Consider the following 16,044-nt stretch of genomic DNA (forward strand, 5'->3'; position numbering starts at 1 on the left):
GCCGCAGGCCGAGGACATCCGGGTTGTTGTGGGAGGGCCTTAAGGCCCGACGCTCTTGTTTCAGATCGCCATGACCTGAGCGAAAAGCATCGGGACTGAAGTCCCTCCCACGAAAGCGGTGAAGCTCCTGCCGGACAAGCGCCGCAGGTCGAGGGCATCCGGGCTGTTGTGGGAGGGCCTTTAGGCCCGACGCTCTTGTGCCAGATCGCCGCGCTCCTGCGCCCTCGGCGCAAATCGCGACCCACCAACACCCATCCCCACTTTGCGAACGTTCGTTCGCAACATCGTCGAAAATTACTTGCCGACACAACGGTGCTGCGACGCCGCATGACGCCTGCGCGCAGCGTGCTAGTTTTCCGCCCATCCTGCTTCCCGCGTAGCCCGGCCGCCTTCCCCCGCCGATCGCGTATACGTCGAGGACGCACCGCGCCGGGGACCGCGCGGAGTCGCGCGCGGCAGCGCGCGCCGATACCGCCAGACATCGAAGTCCAACGTTGGAATCCAGCGTTTTTCGTAGGAAACGTCGTCACAAGAGGGGAATGCCTGATGATCGCTCGCTCGCCGGGTCGCAAGACCTTGTCGTTCGCCGTCGCCCTGAGCCTGGCCGCGTCCGCCGCCGCGCACGCGCAGCAGTCCGCGCCGGCGCAGGAGGACGAGGCCAAGACCTTGGCCGGCCTCACCGTCACCGCGCAAAAACGCGAGGAGGCGATGCAGGACGTGCCGATCTCGATCACCGCCTTGCCCGAGCAACTGCTGCAGGACACCGGCGTGCGCGACATCAAGGACGTGCAGTTGCTGGTGCCCGGCCTGACCGTCAGCAGCACCCAGAGCGAAGTGCAGACGGTGGCGCGCATCCGCGGCATCGGCACGGTCGGCGACAACGCCGGCCTGGAATCCTCGGTCGGCGTGGTCGTCGACGGCGTGTACCGCCCGCGCAACGGCGTGGGCTTCGGCGACCTCGGCGAGATCGAGCGGATCGAAGTGCTCAAGGGCCCGCAGGGCACGGTGTTCGGCAAGAACACCTCGGCCGGCGTCATCAACGTCATCACCCGCCGCCCGGACTACAACACCAAGGTCGAGGGCGAGCTGACCATCGGCGACTACGGCGCGGTCGGCGCGGCCGGTTCGTTCAACACCGCGCTCGGCGAAAACGCCGCGTTCCGCATCTACGGCGCCAAGCGCAAGCGCGACGGCTTCACCGACGTCGAAGTCGGCCGCGGCCCGCGCGCCGAGCGCGAGGACGGCGACCAGAACTTCCACACCCTGCGCGGCCAACTGTTGTTCGAGCCGACCGAGAACCTCGACATCAACCTGATCGCCGACTTCAGCAGCCGCGAGGAAAACTGCTGCGTCGGCCTGACCACGGTGCGCGGACCGACCGCGGCGATCGTCAACGCGCTCGCCGGCGGCACCGGCGTGGCGCCGGTGGCCGATCCGTTCGCGCGCCGCGCCTGGAGCAACCGGCCGACCACCCAGGACATCAAGGACAAGGGCGTTTCGGCCGAGATCAACTGGATCACCCCGTGGTTCGGCGGCGCCACGCTGACCTCGATCACCGCCGCGCGCGACTGGCAGGCGATCAACGGCCTGGACTTCGATTTCTCCACCGCCGACATGATCTACCGCAACGCCGATCCGGACGAATCCTTCACCGGCTTCAAGCAGTTCAGCCAGGAACTGCGCCTGACCGGTTCCACCGACAAGCTCGACTGGATGGTCGGCCTGTTCTATGCCGACGAAGACCTCAAGCGCAACGATTCCTACAGCCTCGGCGCCGCCTACGAGCCATACCTGTCGACCGCGGTGCTGAGCCAGATCGCCGCGCGCTTCCCGGCCGGCGTGGTCAACACCGCCAACGCCGCGACCTTCCTGTCGCAGGCGTCCGGGCGTCCGTTCGGCACCGCCTTCACCGGCCTCGGCGCGCTCGACCGCTACAAGCAGAACAGCACCAGCGTGGCGTTGTTCACCAACAACACCTGGCACGTCACCGACCAGCTCGACCTGACCCTGGGCCTGCGCTACACCAAGGAGAACAAGGAGCTCGACTCGGTCTACAGCAACCCCAACGGCGGCGTCGGCTGCGGCGCGGGCCTGGCCAATCCGGCGCGGGTGGGGCAGGCGCTGGCCGCGCGCGGCGTGCCGCTGGCGGCGATCAACGCGCTGGTGCCGCAGGTGCTCGGCTTCATGTGCCTGCCGTGGGCCAACACCCTGCACAACGGCCGGGCGACCCACCAGGAGCGCGACGAGAAGGAATGGTCGGGCACGTTCAAGGCCGCGTACCGCTGGAACGAGCACGTCATGGGCTACGCCTCGGCCGCGCGCGGCTACAAGGCCGGCGGCTTCAACCTCGACCGGGTGCAGTCCTCCAACGGCCTGTCGGCGGGCACCGCCGGCATCACCCCGGTCAACGACACCTCGTTCCCGGGCGAGTTCGTCGACAGCTACGAGCTCGGCGCCAAGACCACCTGGGCCGGCGGCAACCTGCTGCTCAACGCGACCTTGTTCCACCAGACCTACAGCGACTTCCAGCTCAACAGCTTCCTCGGCACGAGCTTCGTGGTGCGCTCGATTCCGGAAGTGGTGTCGCAGGGCATCGACACCGAAGTGCTGTGGCAGACCGGGATCAAGGGCCTGATGCTGCAGGGCGGGGTGATGTACGCCGACACCAAGTACGGCAACGATCCCTTGCCCGATGCCGACCTGGCCAAGCTGCCCGGCGCGCGCGCCAGCTTCGCCCCGCTGTGGTCGGCTTCGGCCGCGGTGACCTACCAATGGGACTTCGGCCCCGACCTGGTCGGCCGCTTCAACATCGGCGCCAAGTATTCCTCCGACTACAACACCGGCTCCGACCTCGACCCGGAAAAGGGCCAGGAGGCCTACACCGTGGTCAACGCGCGCCTGGGCGTCGGCGCCAAGAACCGCCGCTGGATGGTCGAGGCCTGGGCGATGAACCTGTTCGACGAGGAATACAAGCAGGTCGGCTTCGACGCCCCGTTGCAGACCGGTTCGTGGAACGCCTTCCTCGGCGCGCCGCGCACCTACGGGGTGACCTTGCGGGTCAGCTACTGATCCGAACCGAGGCGACGGCGGCCGTGCGCGACAGGCGCGCGGCCGCCGTCGTCGTTGTATTGGGGGGCGTACGGGCCTCGTCGTTGCGCCGCGAACGGCGACCCCGCGGTCGCGGCTCGCGCCGCTCCTACAGGGCGAGCCGCGGCACGCGATCCGACTGTAGGAACGGCGCAAGCCGCGACGCGGCCATCGCAATCGCCGAGGCGCCCACCGCGGCCGGCGTCGTCACCGCGCCCTTGCCGGCAGCGCCCGCACCGTCCAACCGTCCAACCCGGCAAAGCCCGCGTCCCCACGCCCGTTATAGTGGCGCCCATGAGCGCCCACACCCCCGCCATCGCCCCCGCCGACAGCACCGACGCCGCCCTGGATGCCCTGGCCGCCCGCATCGGCGAAACCGCCCGCCGCAACCACCACATGCTGGTCACCGCCGAGAGCTGCACCGGCGGCTGGATCGCCAAGACCCTGACCGACATCGCCGGTTCCTCGGCCTGGTTCGAGTGCGGCCTAGTCGCCTACAGCTACGAGGCCAAGCAGGCGCTGCTGAGCGTGCGCCCGCAGACGCTGGAACAGCACGGCGCGGTCAGCCGCGAAACCGTGATCGAGATGGTCTCCGGCGCCCTGGCCAACACCGGCGCGACCCTCGCCGTCGCGGTCACCGGCATCGCCGGCCCCGGCGGCGGCACCGAGGACAAGCCGGTCGGCACGGTCTGGGTCGCCTGGAAGCGGCGCGGCGGCTACCCGCGCGCCGAAGCTTTCCACTTCGACGGCGACCGCGAAGCGGTGCGGCGCCAGACCGTCGCCGCGGCATTGCAAGGCCTGGAAACGCTGGCGTCCTGAGACAAACGGTGCCGGCTCCGCCGTCCTCCTGTAGGAGCGGCGCAAGCTGCGACCACGCGCTGGCAGATCGCCGCGCACACGCAAACCAGCGCCGACCCCTTCAGCCGCCCCGACCCGACGTCGCCCCGCGATCCCCCTGTAGGAGCGGCGCAAGCCGCGACCGCGCCCCGACAGATCGCCGCGAACCCGTAACGCAGCGACCACCGAGCAGACAACTGCGGCACCCCAGTTCCCGCAACGGCCGCATCGCGGCCCGCGTCGCTCCTGCAACGCGCCTCCGCCGCAATCGCGCCCGCTCACTCCAGCGAAAGCTCCCAGACCTGCCCAACCAGATCGTGGCCGAAGCTGCGGTGCCGGTTCTCTTCGACCAGCACGAACCCGAAGCCCTCGTAGATGCGCCGCGCCGCCACCAGGATGTCGTTGGTCCACAAGCGTATGCGCGGATAACCGGCCGCACGGGCGAAGTCGATGCAGGTCTCCACCAGCCGCCGGCCCACGCCCAGCCCGCGCGCGCGCGGATCGACCAACAGGCAGCGCAGCTGCGCGATCCGCGCATCGTCGGCGTTGGCGGCCACGAACACGCAGCCGACCCGCTCGCCGTCGATCTCGGCGATCCAGCAGCGCTCGCGCGCCGGATCGCGGCCGCTCGCGAACTGCGCGAACAGCGTCGCCACCAGCGTCTCGAACTCCGCGTTCCAGCCGTACTCGTCGGCATACAGACGGGCGTGGCGCTCGATCGCCCAGCCGATGTCGCCGATCGCCTGCTCGCGCACGCGCAAGCGCTGCGGCGCCGGCAGCGCATGCGGGGTCAGCGCGCGCTCGGCCTCGGCGATCGCGCGCAGCAGGCGGTCGCGGTCGAGCGCGGACAGGGTCTCCAGCATCGCCGCGGTGGTCCGGTGCGAGCTGCGGTCGAGTCCGGCGAAGGTCTCGCGGCCGCGCGCGGTCAGGCTCAGCGCGAAGCTGCGCGCATCGTGTTCGCTGCGCGCCTTGGCGACCAGGCCGGCGTCGACGAAACCCTGCACGATCCGGCTCAGGTAGCCCGCGTCCAGCCCCAGCGTCTCGCCGATTTCGCGCGCCGCGACCGGCTCGCGCTGGGCCAGTTCGAACAGCACCCGCGCCTGGGTCAGGGTGAACGGACTGTCGAGCAGGTCTTCGCGCAGCACATCGATGCGGCGGGTGTAGAAGCGGTTGAAGGCGCGGACGGCGTCGACCTGGGCGGCTTCGATTTCGGTGGCCATGGCGGGCGGCTCGGTGGGCGGGGGCGGAACCGCAGCCTGCGAGAGTTATTTGACTGAGTCAATCAATTGCCGGACGAACGGCCTTGCCCGCCCTGGTTGTTAGTAGTAATACTACTAACCATGAGCCTGACCGACACCCAGCAAGCCATCCTCGCGCTGATCGCGGAACGGATCGACGCCGAGGGTTTCCCGCCGTCGCAGACGGAGATCGCGCGCGCCTTCGGTTTCAAGGGCGTGCGCGCCGCGCAGTACCACCTCGAGGCGCTCGAGGCGGCCGGCGCGATCGAGCGCCTGCCGGGGCGCGCGCGCGGCATCCGCGTGCTGCAGCCGCCGCCGCAGGCGCAGCGCGAGCTCGGCCTGGTCGCCGCGCCGGCGCAGTCTTTCGACGAGGACGCGCTGCGCCTGCCGGTGCTCGGCCGGGTCGCGGCCGGCGCGCCGATCGGTTCGGCCGCCGGCATCGAGCCCGACAACTACGTCCTGCTCGACCGCAACATGTTCTTCCCGTCGCCCGACTACCTGCTCAAGGTCAAGGGCGATTCGATGCGCGACGAGGGCATCTTCGACGGCGACCTGATCGGCGTGCACCGCACCCGCGACGCGCGTTCGGGCCAGATCGTGGTCGCGCGCATCGACGACGAGATCACTGTCAAGCTGCTGAAGATCGGCAAGGACCGCATCCGCCTGCTGCCGCGCAATCCCGATTACGCGCCGATCGAGGTCCAGCCCGACCAGGACTTCGCCATCGAAGGCCTGTATTGCGGCCTGGTCCGGCCCAACCGTTGAATCCCGCGATGGCCTGCGTCCGCCTCTACGACCGTCGCGGCTTCGCCCGCGAATGCGCCGCGGTGCCGGCCGCCGAAGCCGCGCTGCGCGGCCTCGGCGAGACGATTTCCGCCGCGCTGGCGCGGGAAAATCCGACCCCCGCGCCGGCAACCGCCCGGCAGCGCACGGCCGCTTCGACGGATAATTTGGCTCTCGGCGCCACGATCTCAGCCTCTGCGATACGCGCCCTCTAACGTATCCCCACCACGACAGACTTAAGGAACACAGCGATGGACGAGAACAAGAAGCGCGCGCTTGCGGCCGCCCTGGGCCAGATCGAGAAGCAATTCGGCAAGGGCTCGGTGATGCGCATGGGCGACCGCGCGGTCGAAGCCGCCGAGGTCATCGGCACCGGCTCGCTGATGCTCGACATCGCGCTCGGCATCGGCGGTCTGCCCAAGGGCCGCGTGGTCGAAATCTACGGCCCGGAATCCTCGGGCAAGACCACCCTGACCCTGCAGGCCATCGCCCAGTGCCAGAAGAACGGCGGCACCGCCGCCTTCATCGACGCCGAGCACGCGCTCGACCCGATCTACGCCGCCAAGCTCGGCGTCAACATCGACGACCTGCTGGTCTCGCAGCCCGATACCGGCGAACAGGCGCTGGAAATCGCCGACATGCTGGTGCGCTCGGCCGCGGTCGACATGGTCGTGGTCGACTCGGTCGCCGCGCTGACGCCGAAGGCCGAAATCGAAGGCGAAATGGGCGACCAGCTGCCGGGCCTGCAGGCCCGCCTGATGTCGCAGGCGCTGCGCAAGCTCACCGGCAACATCAAGCGCTCCAACGTGCTGGTGATCTTCATCAATCAGCTGCGCATGAAGATCGGCGTGATGATGCCGGGCCAGAGCCCGGAAACCACCACCGGCGGCAACGCGTTGAAGTTCTACGCCTCGGTGCGCCTGGACATCCGCCGCATCGGCGCGATCAAGAAGGGCGACGAGATCATCGGCAACCAGACCAAGATCAAGGTCGTCAAGAACAAGATGGCGCCGCCGTTCAAGCAGATCGTCACCGAGATCCTCTACGGCGAAGGCATCTCGCGCGAAGGCGAACTGATCGACATGGGCGTGGAAGCCAAGCTGGTCGAGAAGTCGGGCGCCTGGTACAGCTGCGACGGCGAGCGCATCGGACAGGGCAAGGAAAACGCCCGCCAGTACCTCAAGGAAAACCCCGAAATGGCCCAGCGCCTGGAAGCCAACCTGCGCGAGAAGTTCGTGCCGGCCGAGGCTTCGCGCGAAGAGGCCGCCGAGGACTGATCCTCGCCGGTCCTTAGCCCATCGTCTTTGCAATGAGTTCCGATCGGGATGACGGACGGCGCCATGGTGGTGGCGCCGGCAGCACGGCCGGGCAGGGTGGCGAGCCCTCGCCCGGCCGTGGAGCGACGAGTCTGAACGACCTGCGCGCGCGCATGCGTGCGATCGAAAGCGGGAGCCGGTCCGCGGATGCGGACCGGCCGTCCCGCGCATCGTCGTTTTCCGACACCGACACCGACACCGACACCGACACCGACACCGGGCCGCAGCCCGAACCGCGTACAAGACCGGGGCAACAGGTTTCATCTGCAACCGATGCAGCCGCCCGCGTCCATGCGGACCTGTCCGCAGCGGCCAGACCCTCGGCACCCGCAGCCGCCGAGAACGCCGCCGACGGCCCCGCGGCCGACCTCGCCGCCGGCCCGCTCTTTGCGCACTCCACGTCCGACGCCACGTTCGAACACCCGTTTGCCGACGGCGACGGCCACCTGTTCGACCAAAGTACTAGCGGCCCCTCGCGCCGCGAGCGCCGCCGCGCTGCGCGCGAACAAAGCCCGACCCAACGCGCGCTCGGCCTGCTGGTCCGGCGCGAGCATTCGCGCAAGGAATTGACCCGGAAACTGACCTCGCGCGGGCTCGACCGCGAACAGGTCGTGGACGCGGTGGACCGCCTCGCCGACGCCGGCTGGCAGGACGACACTCGCTTCGCCGAGACCCTGGTCCGCAGCCGCGCCAACAACGGCTATGGCCCGGTCCACATCCGCGCCGAACTGGGCACCCACGGCCTCGACGGCGAAGCCATCGCCGCGGCCATGGCGACCTTCGAAGGCGACTGGCTGGAGAACGCCCGCGACCTGCTCCGGCGCCGCTTCGGCGAGGCCTATGCGCAGGACCCGGCGCGCCGCCGCAAGGCCGCCGATTTGCTTATGCGGCGGGGGTTCGAGATGGAAACCATTCGCATCGCCAGCCGTTCGTACGTATCGGACTGAACGTTCAGGCACTTTTCCTGCGAGGCCTTGCGCACAAGGGCCTCCGGCCTGCTAGGCTACGCGGCTTTCGGGTCCCGGGTTGCCTGTTCCAGTCGATGCCCCCATCGTGGTGGCATGGGTTCGGTCGAGCGCTCCGCTCCCGACCAGGCGAATCTTCCCCCAGGCATGAAAACGACCACCGAAATCCGCAGCGATTTCCTCGAGTTCTTTCGGGGCAAAGGCCACACCATCGTGCCGTCGGCGCCGCTGGTGCCGGCCAACGACCCGACCCTGCTGTTCACCAACTCGGGCATGGTGCAGTTCAAGAACGTGTTCCTCGGCAGCGAGAAGCCGGGCTACGTGCGCGCGGCCGACGTGCAGCGCTGCCTGCGCGCCGGCGGCAAGCACAACGACCTCGACCAGGTCGGCTACACCGCGCGCCACCACACCTTCTTCGAGATGCTCGGCAACTGGTCGTTCGGCGACTACTTCAAGGCCGACGCGATCGCCTGGGCCTGGGAGCTGCTGACCGGCGTGTGGAAGCTGCCAGCCGAGCGCCTGCTGGTCACGGTCTACCACACCGACGACGAAGCCTACGACCTGTGGCACAAGAAGATCGGCATCCCCGCCGAGCGGATCGTGCGCATCGGCGACAACAAGGGCGCGCCGTTCGCTTCGGACAATTTTTGGCAGATGGCCGACACCGGCCCCTGCGGTCCGTGCACCGAGATCTTCTACGACCACGGCGCGCACATCGCCGGCGGCCCGCCGGGCTCGCCCGACGAGGACGGCGACCGTTTCATCGAGATCTGGAACCTGGTGTTCATGCAGTTCGACCGCCAGCCCGACGGCGCGCTGCTGCCGCTGCCGGCGCCGTGCGTGGACACCGGCATGGGCCTGGAGCGTCTGGCGGCGGTGCTGCAGGGCGTGCACGGCAACTACGAGATCGACCTGTTCCGCCACCTGGTCGCGGCCGCGGCGCAGGCCACCGGCACCGCCGATCTGGAGAACAAGTCGCTGCGGGTGATCGCCGATCACATCCGCGCCTGTTCGTTCCTGATCGTCGACGGCGTGCTGCCGTCCAACGACGGCCGCGGTTACGTGCTGCGCCGGATCATCCGCCGCGCCCTGCGTCACGGCTGGATGCTCGGCCAGAAGGGCCCGTTCTTCCATAAGCTGGTGCCGGCGCTGGTCGAGGTGATGGGCGACGCCTATCCCGAGCTGGCCGCCAAGGCCGGGTTCGTCGCCGCCGCGCTGGCCGCCGAGGAAGAGCGCTTCGCCGCGACCCTCGACTCGGGCATGCGCATCTTCGACGAGATCGCGGCGCGCTCGAGCGGCGTCATCGCCGGCGCCGACGCGTTCAAGCTCTACGACACCTACGGCTTCCCGGCCGACCTCACCGGCGACATCGCGCGCGAGCGCGGGCTGTCGGTGGACATGGCCGGGTTCGAAGCCGAGATGGAAAAGCAGCGCGAGATCGCGCGCCAGTCCGGCAAGTTCGGCAACAAGACCGCGATGCCGGCCGAAGTCGCCGCGCGCCTGGCGCCGACCGAATTCCTCGGCTACGACCGTCTGGTCGAAGGCGAGCTGCAAGTCGTCGCGCTGCTGCGCGACGGCGTCGCGGTCGACGAGCTGCGCATCGGCGACGAAGGCGCGGTGATCCTCGACCGCACCCCGTTCTACGCCGAAAGCGGCGGCCAGGTCGGCGATACCGGCACGCTGCAAGCGTCCGGCGCATCGTTCCAGGTCGCCGACACCCTGAAGTTCGCCGGCCAGTTCCACGGCCACGTCGGCGTGCTGACCGACGGCAGCCTCAAGGTCGGCGACCGCGTCAGCGGCGCCGTCGACGCCGGCCGCCGCGCCGCGACCGTGCTCAACCACTCGGCGACCCACCTGCTGCACGCGGCCCTGCGCCGCCTGCTCGGCGACCACGTCACCCAGAAGGGCTCGCTGGTCGCGCCGGATCGCCTGCGTTTCGATTTCTCGCACTTCAACCCGCTGACCGACGCCGAACTCGCCGAGCTCGAGCGCCAGGTCAACCGCGATGTGCGCGGCAACTACGAGGCCGAAGTCCGCCAGATGGGCATGCAGGAAGCCCTGGACTTCGGCGCCATGGCGCTGTTCGGCGAGAAGTACGGCGACCGCGTGCGCGTGCTGCGCATGGGCGAGGCCTCGACCGAGCTGTGCGGCGGCACCCACGTGTCGCGCACCGGCGACATCGGCCTGTTCAAGATCGTCGCCGAAGGCGGCGTCCAGGCCGGCGTGCGCCGGATCGAGGCGGTGACCGGGCAGGGCGCGCTGGACTACGTGGCCGAAGAGGAAGCGCGCCTGGAGCAGGCCGCGCGCCTGCTCGGCGGCAACCCGGCCGACGTCGCCGACAAACTGCGCGCGTTGCTGGACCGGCAGAAGAAGCTCGAGCGCGAGCTCGAATCGATCAAGGCCAAGGCCGCCTCCGGCGCCGCGGCCGACCTGGCCGCCTCGGCGGCGCAGATCGGTCCGGTCAAGGTCGTGGCCACCCGGCTGGAAGGTTTCGACGCCAAGGCGCTGCGCGAGGCGGTCGACCGCCTCAAGCAACAGCTTGGCGATGCGGTGATCGTGCTGGCGGGCGCCAGCGACGGTAAGGCGGCCTTGGTCGCCGGAGTGAACGGAAGCGCGGCTGGCAAGGTCAAGGCGGGAGAACTTCTCTCGCACGTGGCCGGTCAGATCAACGGTAAAGGCGGCGGCCGACCGGACATGGCTCAGGGCGGCGGCGACGACGGCCCGGCCCTGACCCAGGCTCTTGCGGGCGTCGCGCGATGGGTTGAGAGTAAGCTTGTCTGAATGGCGAACAGTGACTGCTATCGCTTGCGACCGGGTTTGACCGGTCGCTAAGATGGTTCACGTTTGTGTACAAATTGAAGCATTCTTCCACATGGAAAGAATGCCAACGCCGGTGCCCCGGGTGCCGGCTCGAGGAGGTTTTCAATGCTGATCCTGACGCGTCGCGTCGGCGAAACCCTGATGATCGGCGACTCGGTGACGGTCACCGTGCTCGGCGTCAAGGGCAACCAGGTGCGTATCGGTATTACCGCACCGAAAGATGTCGCGGTACATCGCGAGGAGATTTACCAGCGCATTCAGCGCGGCGAGGATGCGTCGGACGATTCGGGCAAACACACGGGCGGCTGAGGAACAGGTCGCCTGAGAACATCGCCGCGAATGTTGCGGCGGATGTTGCTGTAAATCGGGCGAGCCGTTATGATTGCCGCCCGCATCGCTTGATAGATGCGGAGAGTTGCCCGAGTGGCCGAAGGGGCTCCCCTGCTAAGGGAGTATAGGGTCAAAAACTCTATCGAGGGTTCGAATCCCTCACTCTCCGCCAGTTGTACCGAAGCCGCCTTCGGCGGCTTTTCTTTCGCCGCACCGGCCCTGCGACACGGCCGGTACGACGAAGGGGTTTCACCGGAAATGTTGACGGAAAGTCGTTTGTCCGTCATACTTTTCCGACTAAGCGCCCGTAGCTCAGCTGGATAGAGCACCAGGCTACGAACTTGGGGGTCGGAGGTTCGAATCCTTCCGGGCGCGCCATATTGGAAAGCCGGCAATCGCGAGATTGCCGGCTTTTTCTTTTGCCCGGGTTTTTGCTCGGCACCGCCGCGAATCGCATCCGGTTTTGCAGGTCGGCGCGCGCGGGCGGAGTTCGTGGTTTCGTGTGGCGAGCCGTTGAGCCGTTGAGCCGTTGAGGCATCGAGTAACGAACCAACGAATTTGCGAAGCGACGAAGCCCCGTGGCATCGAAGCGCTCGAGCCTCGCCATGCATTGCGGCAGCTTCGCTGCGTGCTCGCGACCGAAGCGGCGCGACGACGTGGGAGGGCCTTCAGGCCCGACGCTCTGCGATCAGATCGCCGTCGCCGAAATGCAGCGCCGCAAGCGCATGCGCAACCAAGCCTGGTCGTCAGTCAATGCCTGCGCCGACGCGGTGTTTTCCCGATGTGTCGCGATATCGCTGCGACATCGCGATGACGCTTCCCGTCGCGCGAATAACACGTCATAATTGCACTCAGGCGCCCGTAGCTCAGCTGGATAGAGCACCAGGCTACGAACTTGGGGGTCGGAGGTTCGAATCCTTCCGGGCGCGCCAAATCGGAAAGCCGGCAATCGCGAGATTGCCGGCTTTTTCTTTGCGCACGATCGCGTCCTTGCATGGCCTGACGGTAGCAGCGGCGCAAGCCGCGACCGCGAACGCGACGTCGCGACGAATGTCCGGTAGCGCGGCGGTCCGGTGGTGGGGCCGTCATCGCTCCGGCCGCGCGATTTCGCGGCCTGCGCGGTTGTCGTGGCGGCGCGGTCGCGACTTGCGTCGCTGCTGCAGACGGATACGCAGCATCCGGGTCGGCATGCGATCTCAGCGCTTGTCGATGAAGCGCAGGCCCACGCCCGGTTCGGTGGCGATGTAGCGCGGCGCGGCGGCGTCGTCGCCGAGTTTGTGGCGCAGTTTGCCGACCAGGATGCGCAGGTAGTGGGTGTCTTCCTGATGGGTCGGGCCCCACAGCTCGCGCAGCAACTGCGGTTGGGTCACCACCCGGCCGGCGTGCTGGAACAGCAGGGCCAGCAGCGCGTACTCCTTGCGCGCGAGCGTCACGGGTTCGCCGTCGAGCGCGACCTCGCGCCGGGCCAGGTCGATGCGCAGGCGGCCGTCGTCGAACACCGGCAGGGTCTCGCCCTGCGGGCCGTGCGCGCGCAGCAGGGCGCGCACGCGCGCCATCAGTTCCTGCACGCCGAAGGGCTTGGTCACGTAGTCGTTGGCGCCGCCGTCGAGCGCGGCGACTTTCTCGGCCTCGCTGGAACGCACGGTCAGCAGGATCACCGGCACGCCCGACCATTGCCGCAGTTCGCGCAGGACGTCGAAGCCGTCGCGGTCGGGCAGGCCGAGGTCGAGCACGACCAGGTCGGCGCCGCGCGTGGCCAGGCTCTCCAGCCCGGCGTTGCCGGTGTCGGCCAGTTCGACCGCGTAGCCCTGCGCGCGCAGGGCGATGTCGAGGAACTTGCGGATCTGCGGTTCGTCGTCGACCACCAGCACGCGCGCGGGCGGCGCGGCCTGCGGCGAGGCGGCATGCGGGGCGTGGTCGTGGGTCATGGCGCGCGGGCGGCGTCGGGCCTGGGTTCGGGTTCGATGGGCGGCAGGGTAATGCGGATCGTGGTGCCGCGGCGACCCTGGTCGTCGGGCTGGCCGGGCAGGGCGACCACGCTGCCGCCGTGGGCGCCGATCATGCCCTGGCAGATCGCCAGGCCCAGGCCGGTGCCCTGGCGGCCGCGGTCGCCACGCTCGACGCTGTAGAACATGTCGAAGATGCGCGCGCGTTCGTCCTCGGGAATGCCGGGGCCGCGGTCGCTGACGTCGATGCGCAACAGATGATCGGGGCCGCCGGGCTCGCCATCGACGCGGCGCGCGTCGATCGTCACCGCCGCGTCGGGCGGGGAGAACTTCACCGCGTTCTCGAGCACGTTGAACAGCGCCTGCTCGATCAGCGCCGGATGCACCCAGATCGGCCCCAGGCCCGGTTGCAGGCGGACCTCGAAGCGCGCCGCCGGCTCGTAGCGCTGCAGCCGCGTCACCGCCGAGCCGATCAGCTCGTCGACGCCGATCCAGTCGCGGTTGAGGGCGAGGCCGCCGTGGCCGAGCCGGGTCATGTCGAGCAGGTTCTGGATGTAGCGGTCGAGCCGCTCGCCCTCGATGCGGATGGTTTCGAGCAGGGCGTGGCGGTCCTCGCGCGGCATCGCCTCGGCGTAGTTGTCCAGGCTGCTGGCCGCGCCGATGATCGAGGCCAGCGGCGAGCGCAGGTCGTGCGAGACCGAGGACAGCAGCGCCGAGCGCAGGCGCTCGGTCTCGCCGCCGACGCGCGAGTCTTCCAGGTCGGCGACCAGGCGCGTGCGCAGCACCGCCTGGGCGATGTCGTCGGTCATCGCCTCGGCCAGACGGCGCTGTTCCGGCCCGAGCCGGGTCAGCGACGGCGGCAGGCGCAGGCCGACCAGCCCGGCCGCGGGTTTGTCGCCGGCGTCGCCGCTCAGCGGCAGCAGCCACCAATCCGAACCGGCGAGCGTGTCGGTGTAGCGCCCGGCCGGCTGGCGGTGCTTGAGCGCCCAGTCGGCGGCGGCGCGGTCCTTGTCGCTGAGTTCGGGCAGGTTCGGCCCGGCCAGCGGCGCGCCGCCGACGTAGACGAACACCTCCGCGCCGAGCGAGCGCTTGAGCGCGCGCTTGCCGGCGCGCACCACCTGGCCGGCGTCGGCGGCGGTGGCCAGCTCGCGGCCCAGCGTCTGCAGCTCGGTGGCGTGGGCGTTGGCCGCGCGCAACGCCACCACCTGCATGCGCAGCTTCGACGCCAGCCGTCCGGCGACCAGCGCCGCGACCAGGAACAAGGTCACCGTGGTCACGCCCTGGCGCGCGCCGATCAACAGGGTGTAGCGCGGTTCGATGAAGAAGAAGTTGTAGGCCAGGAAGCACAGCGCGGAGGCCAGCACCGCCGCGGTCATGCGGGTGCGCGCGGCGACCACGACCACCGCGACGATGAACACCAGCGACAGGTCGTCCAGGCCGATCCAGCGTTCGGCGAACCCGGCCAGCACCACCGCCATCGCCACCGCGAACACCGCCAGCGCCGCGTCGCTGCGGCTGAGCAGGCCGCGCAGGCGGCCGCCGCTCTCGCGCAGGCTGCGGCGCGCGCGGGCGCGCGCCTCGGGGGTGCTGACGATGGTCAGTTCGTAATGCGCGCCGCGCTGGATCAGTTGCTGGGTGAGGGTGCGGTTGACCATGCGCGCGAGCGGCCGCTCGCGGGTGCGGCCGAGCACGATGGTCGACACGCCGGCGCGTTCGCCATGGTCGAGCAGGGCGTCGACGATGCTGTTGCCGTGCAGCACCACCGCCTCGCCGCCGAGCCGGCGGGCCAGGGCGAAAGCGCGGTCGAGTTCGCCCTGGCGCTGCGCGTCGGGCGCGCCGCCGGTCTGCACGGTGACCACCAGCCACGGCGCGTCGCGGCGTTCGGCCAGGCGCCGGGCCACGCGCACCAGGTATTCGGACTGGCCGAGCCCGTCGATCGCGACCATCACCGCGCGCCGCAACGGCACCCCGGGCAGGCCGCGCGCGGTCTGCGCCTCGCGCAGGTCGCTGTCGACGCGGTCGGCGGCGGTCTGCATCGCCAGTTCGCGCAGCGCGGTCAGGTTGGACGGCGAGAAGAACGCCTGCAGCGCGTGCGCGGCCTGTTCGGGCACGTAGACCTTGCCCTGCTGCAGGCGCTCGATCAGCTCGCGCGGCGGCAGGTCGACCAGGACGATGTCGCGCAGGCGGTCGAACAGCGCGTCGGGCACGGTCTCGCTGACGCGCACGCCGGTGATGCGGTGGACGACGTCGTTGAGGCTTTCCAGGTGCTGGATGTTGACCGTCGTGTAGACGTCGATGCCGGCGTCGAGCAGTTCCAGCACGTCCTGCCAGCGCCGCTCGTGGCGGCTGCCGGGGGCGTTGCGGTGGGCGAGTTCGTCGACCAGGGCGACCTGGGGCTTGCGCGCCAGCAGGGCGTCGAGGTCCATCTCGTCGAGCGTGCGGCCCTGGTAGTCGCTGCGCTTGCGCGGCAGCAGGTCGAGGCCGTCGACCAGGGCCGAGGTCTCGGCGCGGCCGTGGGTCTCGACGATGCCGACCACCACGTCGATCCCGCGGCGCTGCAGTTCGCGCGCGCGGCCGAGCATGGTGTAGGTCTTGCCGACGCCGGGCGCGGCGCCGAGGAAGATGGTGAGGCGGCCGGCGCCCTGGCGTTGCAGTTCGCCCATCAGGGCATCGGCTTGGGCGCTGCGCGGGTCGCTCATCGGTCGGGGTCCTGCTCGGCGGC

At 69.5% G+C, this 16,044-nt stretch carries 12 protein-coding genes, 3 tRNA genes and 1 pseudogene; 12 read left to right on the forward strand and 4 right to left on the reverse strand.

All coding sequences use genetic code 11. The features are described from left to right. Nucleotides 1-179: 179 nt before the first annotated feature. Nucleotides 180-482: pseudogene (locus JHW41_RS26765) on the reverse strand (hypothetical protein); the annotation flags it as partial. 64 nt (nt 483-546) lie between these two features. Between JHW41_RS26765 and JHW41_RS09580 the strand changes: the two are divergent. Beyond that, on the forward strand, nt 547-3,069 hold the full coding sequence (locus tag JHW41_RS09580; RefSeq protein ID WP_057948125.1) for a TonB-dependent receptor: 2,523 nt from the start codon (nt 547-549) through the stop codon (nt 3,067-3,069). 312 nt (nt 3,070-3,381) lie between these two features. Beyond that, nucleotides 3,382-3,906 carry a CinA family protein gene (locus tag JHW41_RS09585; protein WP_057948124.1) on the forward strand — a complete coding sequence of 175 codons (525 nt, stop codon included), beginning with the start codon at nt 3,382-3,384 and terminating at the stop codon, nt 3,904-3,906. A 296-nt stretch (nt 3,907-4,202) separates the two neighbouring features. On the opposite strand, the gene JHW41_RS09590 is transcribed toward JHW41_RS09585, so the two are convergent. Then, on the reverse strand, nt 4,203-5,144 hold the full coding sequence (locus JHW41_RS09590; RefSeq protein ID WP_250449748.1) for a bifunctional helix-turn-helix transcriptional regulator/GNAT family N-acetyltransferase: 942 nt from the start codon (nt 5,142-5,144) through the stop codon (nt 4,203-4,205). 120 nt (nt 5,145-5,264) lie between these two features. On the opposite strand from JHW41_RS09590, the gene lexA reads away from it, so the two are divergent. From lexA to JHW41_RS09635, 10 genes are all read left to right on the forward strand, one after another. Continuing rightward, nucleotides 5,265-5,927: a transcriptional repressor LexA gene (gene lexA / locus JHW41_RS09595; RefSeq protein WP_057948122.1), complete on the forward strand. Its 663-nt coding sequence runs from the start codon at nt 5,265-5,267 to the stop codon at nt 5,925-5,927. Then, on the forward strand, nt 5,924-6,160 hold the full coding sequence (locus JHW41_RS09600) for a hypothetical protein (RefSeq protein ID WP_057948121.1): 237 nt from the start codon (nt 5,924-5,926) through the stop codon (nt 6,158-6,160). Before lexA ends, JHW41_RS09600 begins: the two co-directional genes overlap by 4 nt. Nucleotides 6,161-6,196: 36 nt before the next feature. Beyond that, a complete protein-coding gene (gene recA, locus JHW41_RS09605; RefSeq protein WP_057948120.1) occupies nt 6,197-7,222 on the forward strand; it encodes a recombinase RecA in 1,026 nt (341 codons plus the stop codon). 485 nt (nt 7,223-7,707) lie between these two features. Beyond that, a complete protein-coding gene (gene recX, locus JHW41_RS09610) occupies nt 7,708-8,208 on the forward strand; it encodes a recombination regulator RecX (protein ID WP_057950167.1) in 501 nt (166 codons plus the stop codon). Between the two features lie 114 nt (nt 8,209-8,322). Further along, nucleotides 8,323-11,007, forward strand: coding sequence for an alanine--tRNA ligase (gene alaS, locus JHW41_RS09615; RefSeq protein WP_428995490.1), 2,685 nt, complete (start codon nt 8,323-8,325; stop codon nt 11,005-11,007). Nucleotides 11,008-11,151: 144 nt separating this feature from the next. After that, nucleotides 11,152-11,355 (forward strand): carbon storage regulator CsrA, encoded by a 204-nt coding sequence (gene csrA, locus JHW41_RS09620; protein WP_057948118.1) that lies wholly within the window; start codon nt 11,152-11,154, stop codon nt 11,353-11,355. A 100-nt stretch (nt 11,356-11,455) separates the two neighbouring features. Then, a tRNA-Ser gene (locus JHW41_RS09625) sits at nt 11,456-11,548 on the forward strand. A gap of 129 nt (nt 11,549-11,677) precedes the next feature. Then, nucleotides 11,678-11,754 (forward strand) — tRNA-Arg (locus JHW41_RS09630). A gap of 227 nt (nt 11,755-11,981) precedes the next feature. After that, a complete protein-coding gene (locus tag JHW41_RS26770; RefSeq protein ID WP_428995528.1) occupies nt 11,982-12,221 on the forward strand; it encodes a DUF6053 domain-containing protein in 240 nt (79 codons plus the stop codon). Nucleotides 12,222-12,231: 10 nt separating this feature from the next. Beyond that, a tRNA-Arg gene (locus JHW41_RS09635) sits at nt 12,232-12,308 on the forward strand. Between the two features lie 264 nt (nt 12,309-12,572). Here the strand turns inward: JHW41_RS09635 and JHW41_RS09640 are convergent. Both JHW41_RS09640 and JHW41_RS09645 read right to left on the reverse strand, forming a co-directional pair. Next, nucleotides 12,573-13,304, reverse strand: coding sequence for a response regulator (locus tag JHW41_RS09640; RefSeq protein ID WP_057948117.1), 732 nt, complete (start codon nt 13,302-13,304; stop codon nt 12,573-12,575). Beyond that, nucleotides 13,301-16,021 carry a sensor histidine kinase gene (locus tag JHW41_RS09645; protein WP_250449750.1) on the reverse strand — a complete coding sequence of 907 codons (2,721 nt, stop codon included), beginning with the start codon at nt 16,019-16,021 and terminating at the stop codon, nt 13,301-13,303. Before JHW41_RS09645 ends, JHW41_RS09640 begins: the two co-directional genes overlap by 4 nt. Nucleotides 16,022-16,044 lie beyond the last annotated feature (23 nt).

Origin of the sequence: Lysobacter enzymogenes (assembly GCF_023617245.1) — a bacterium.
In the GTDB taxonomy this organism is placed as follows: Bacteria; Pseudomonadota; Gammaproteobacteria; order Xanthomonadales; family Xanthomonadaceae; genus Lysobacter; species Lysobacter yananisis.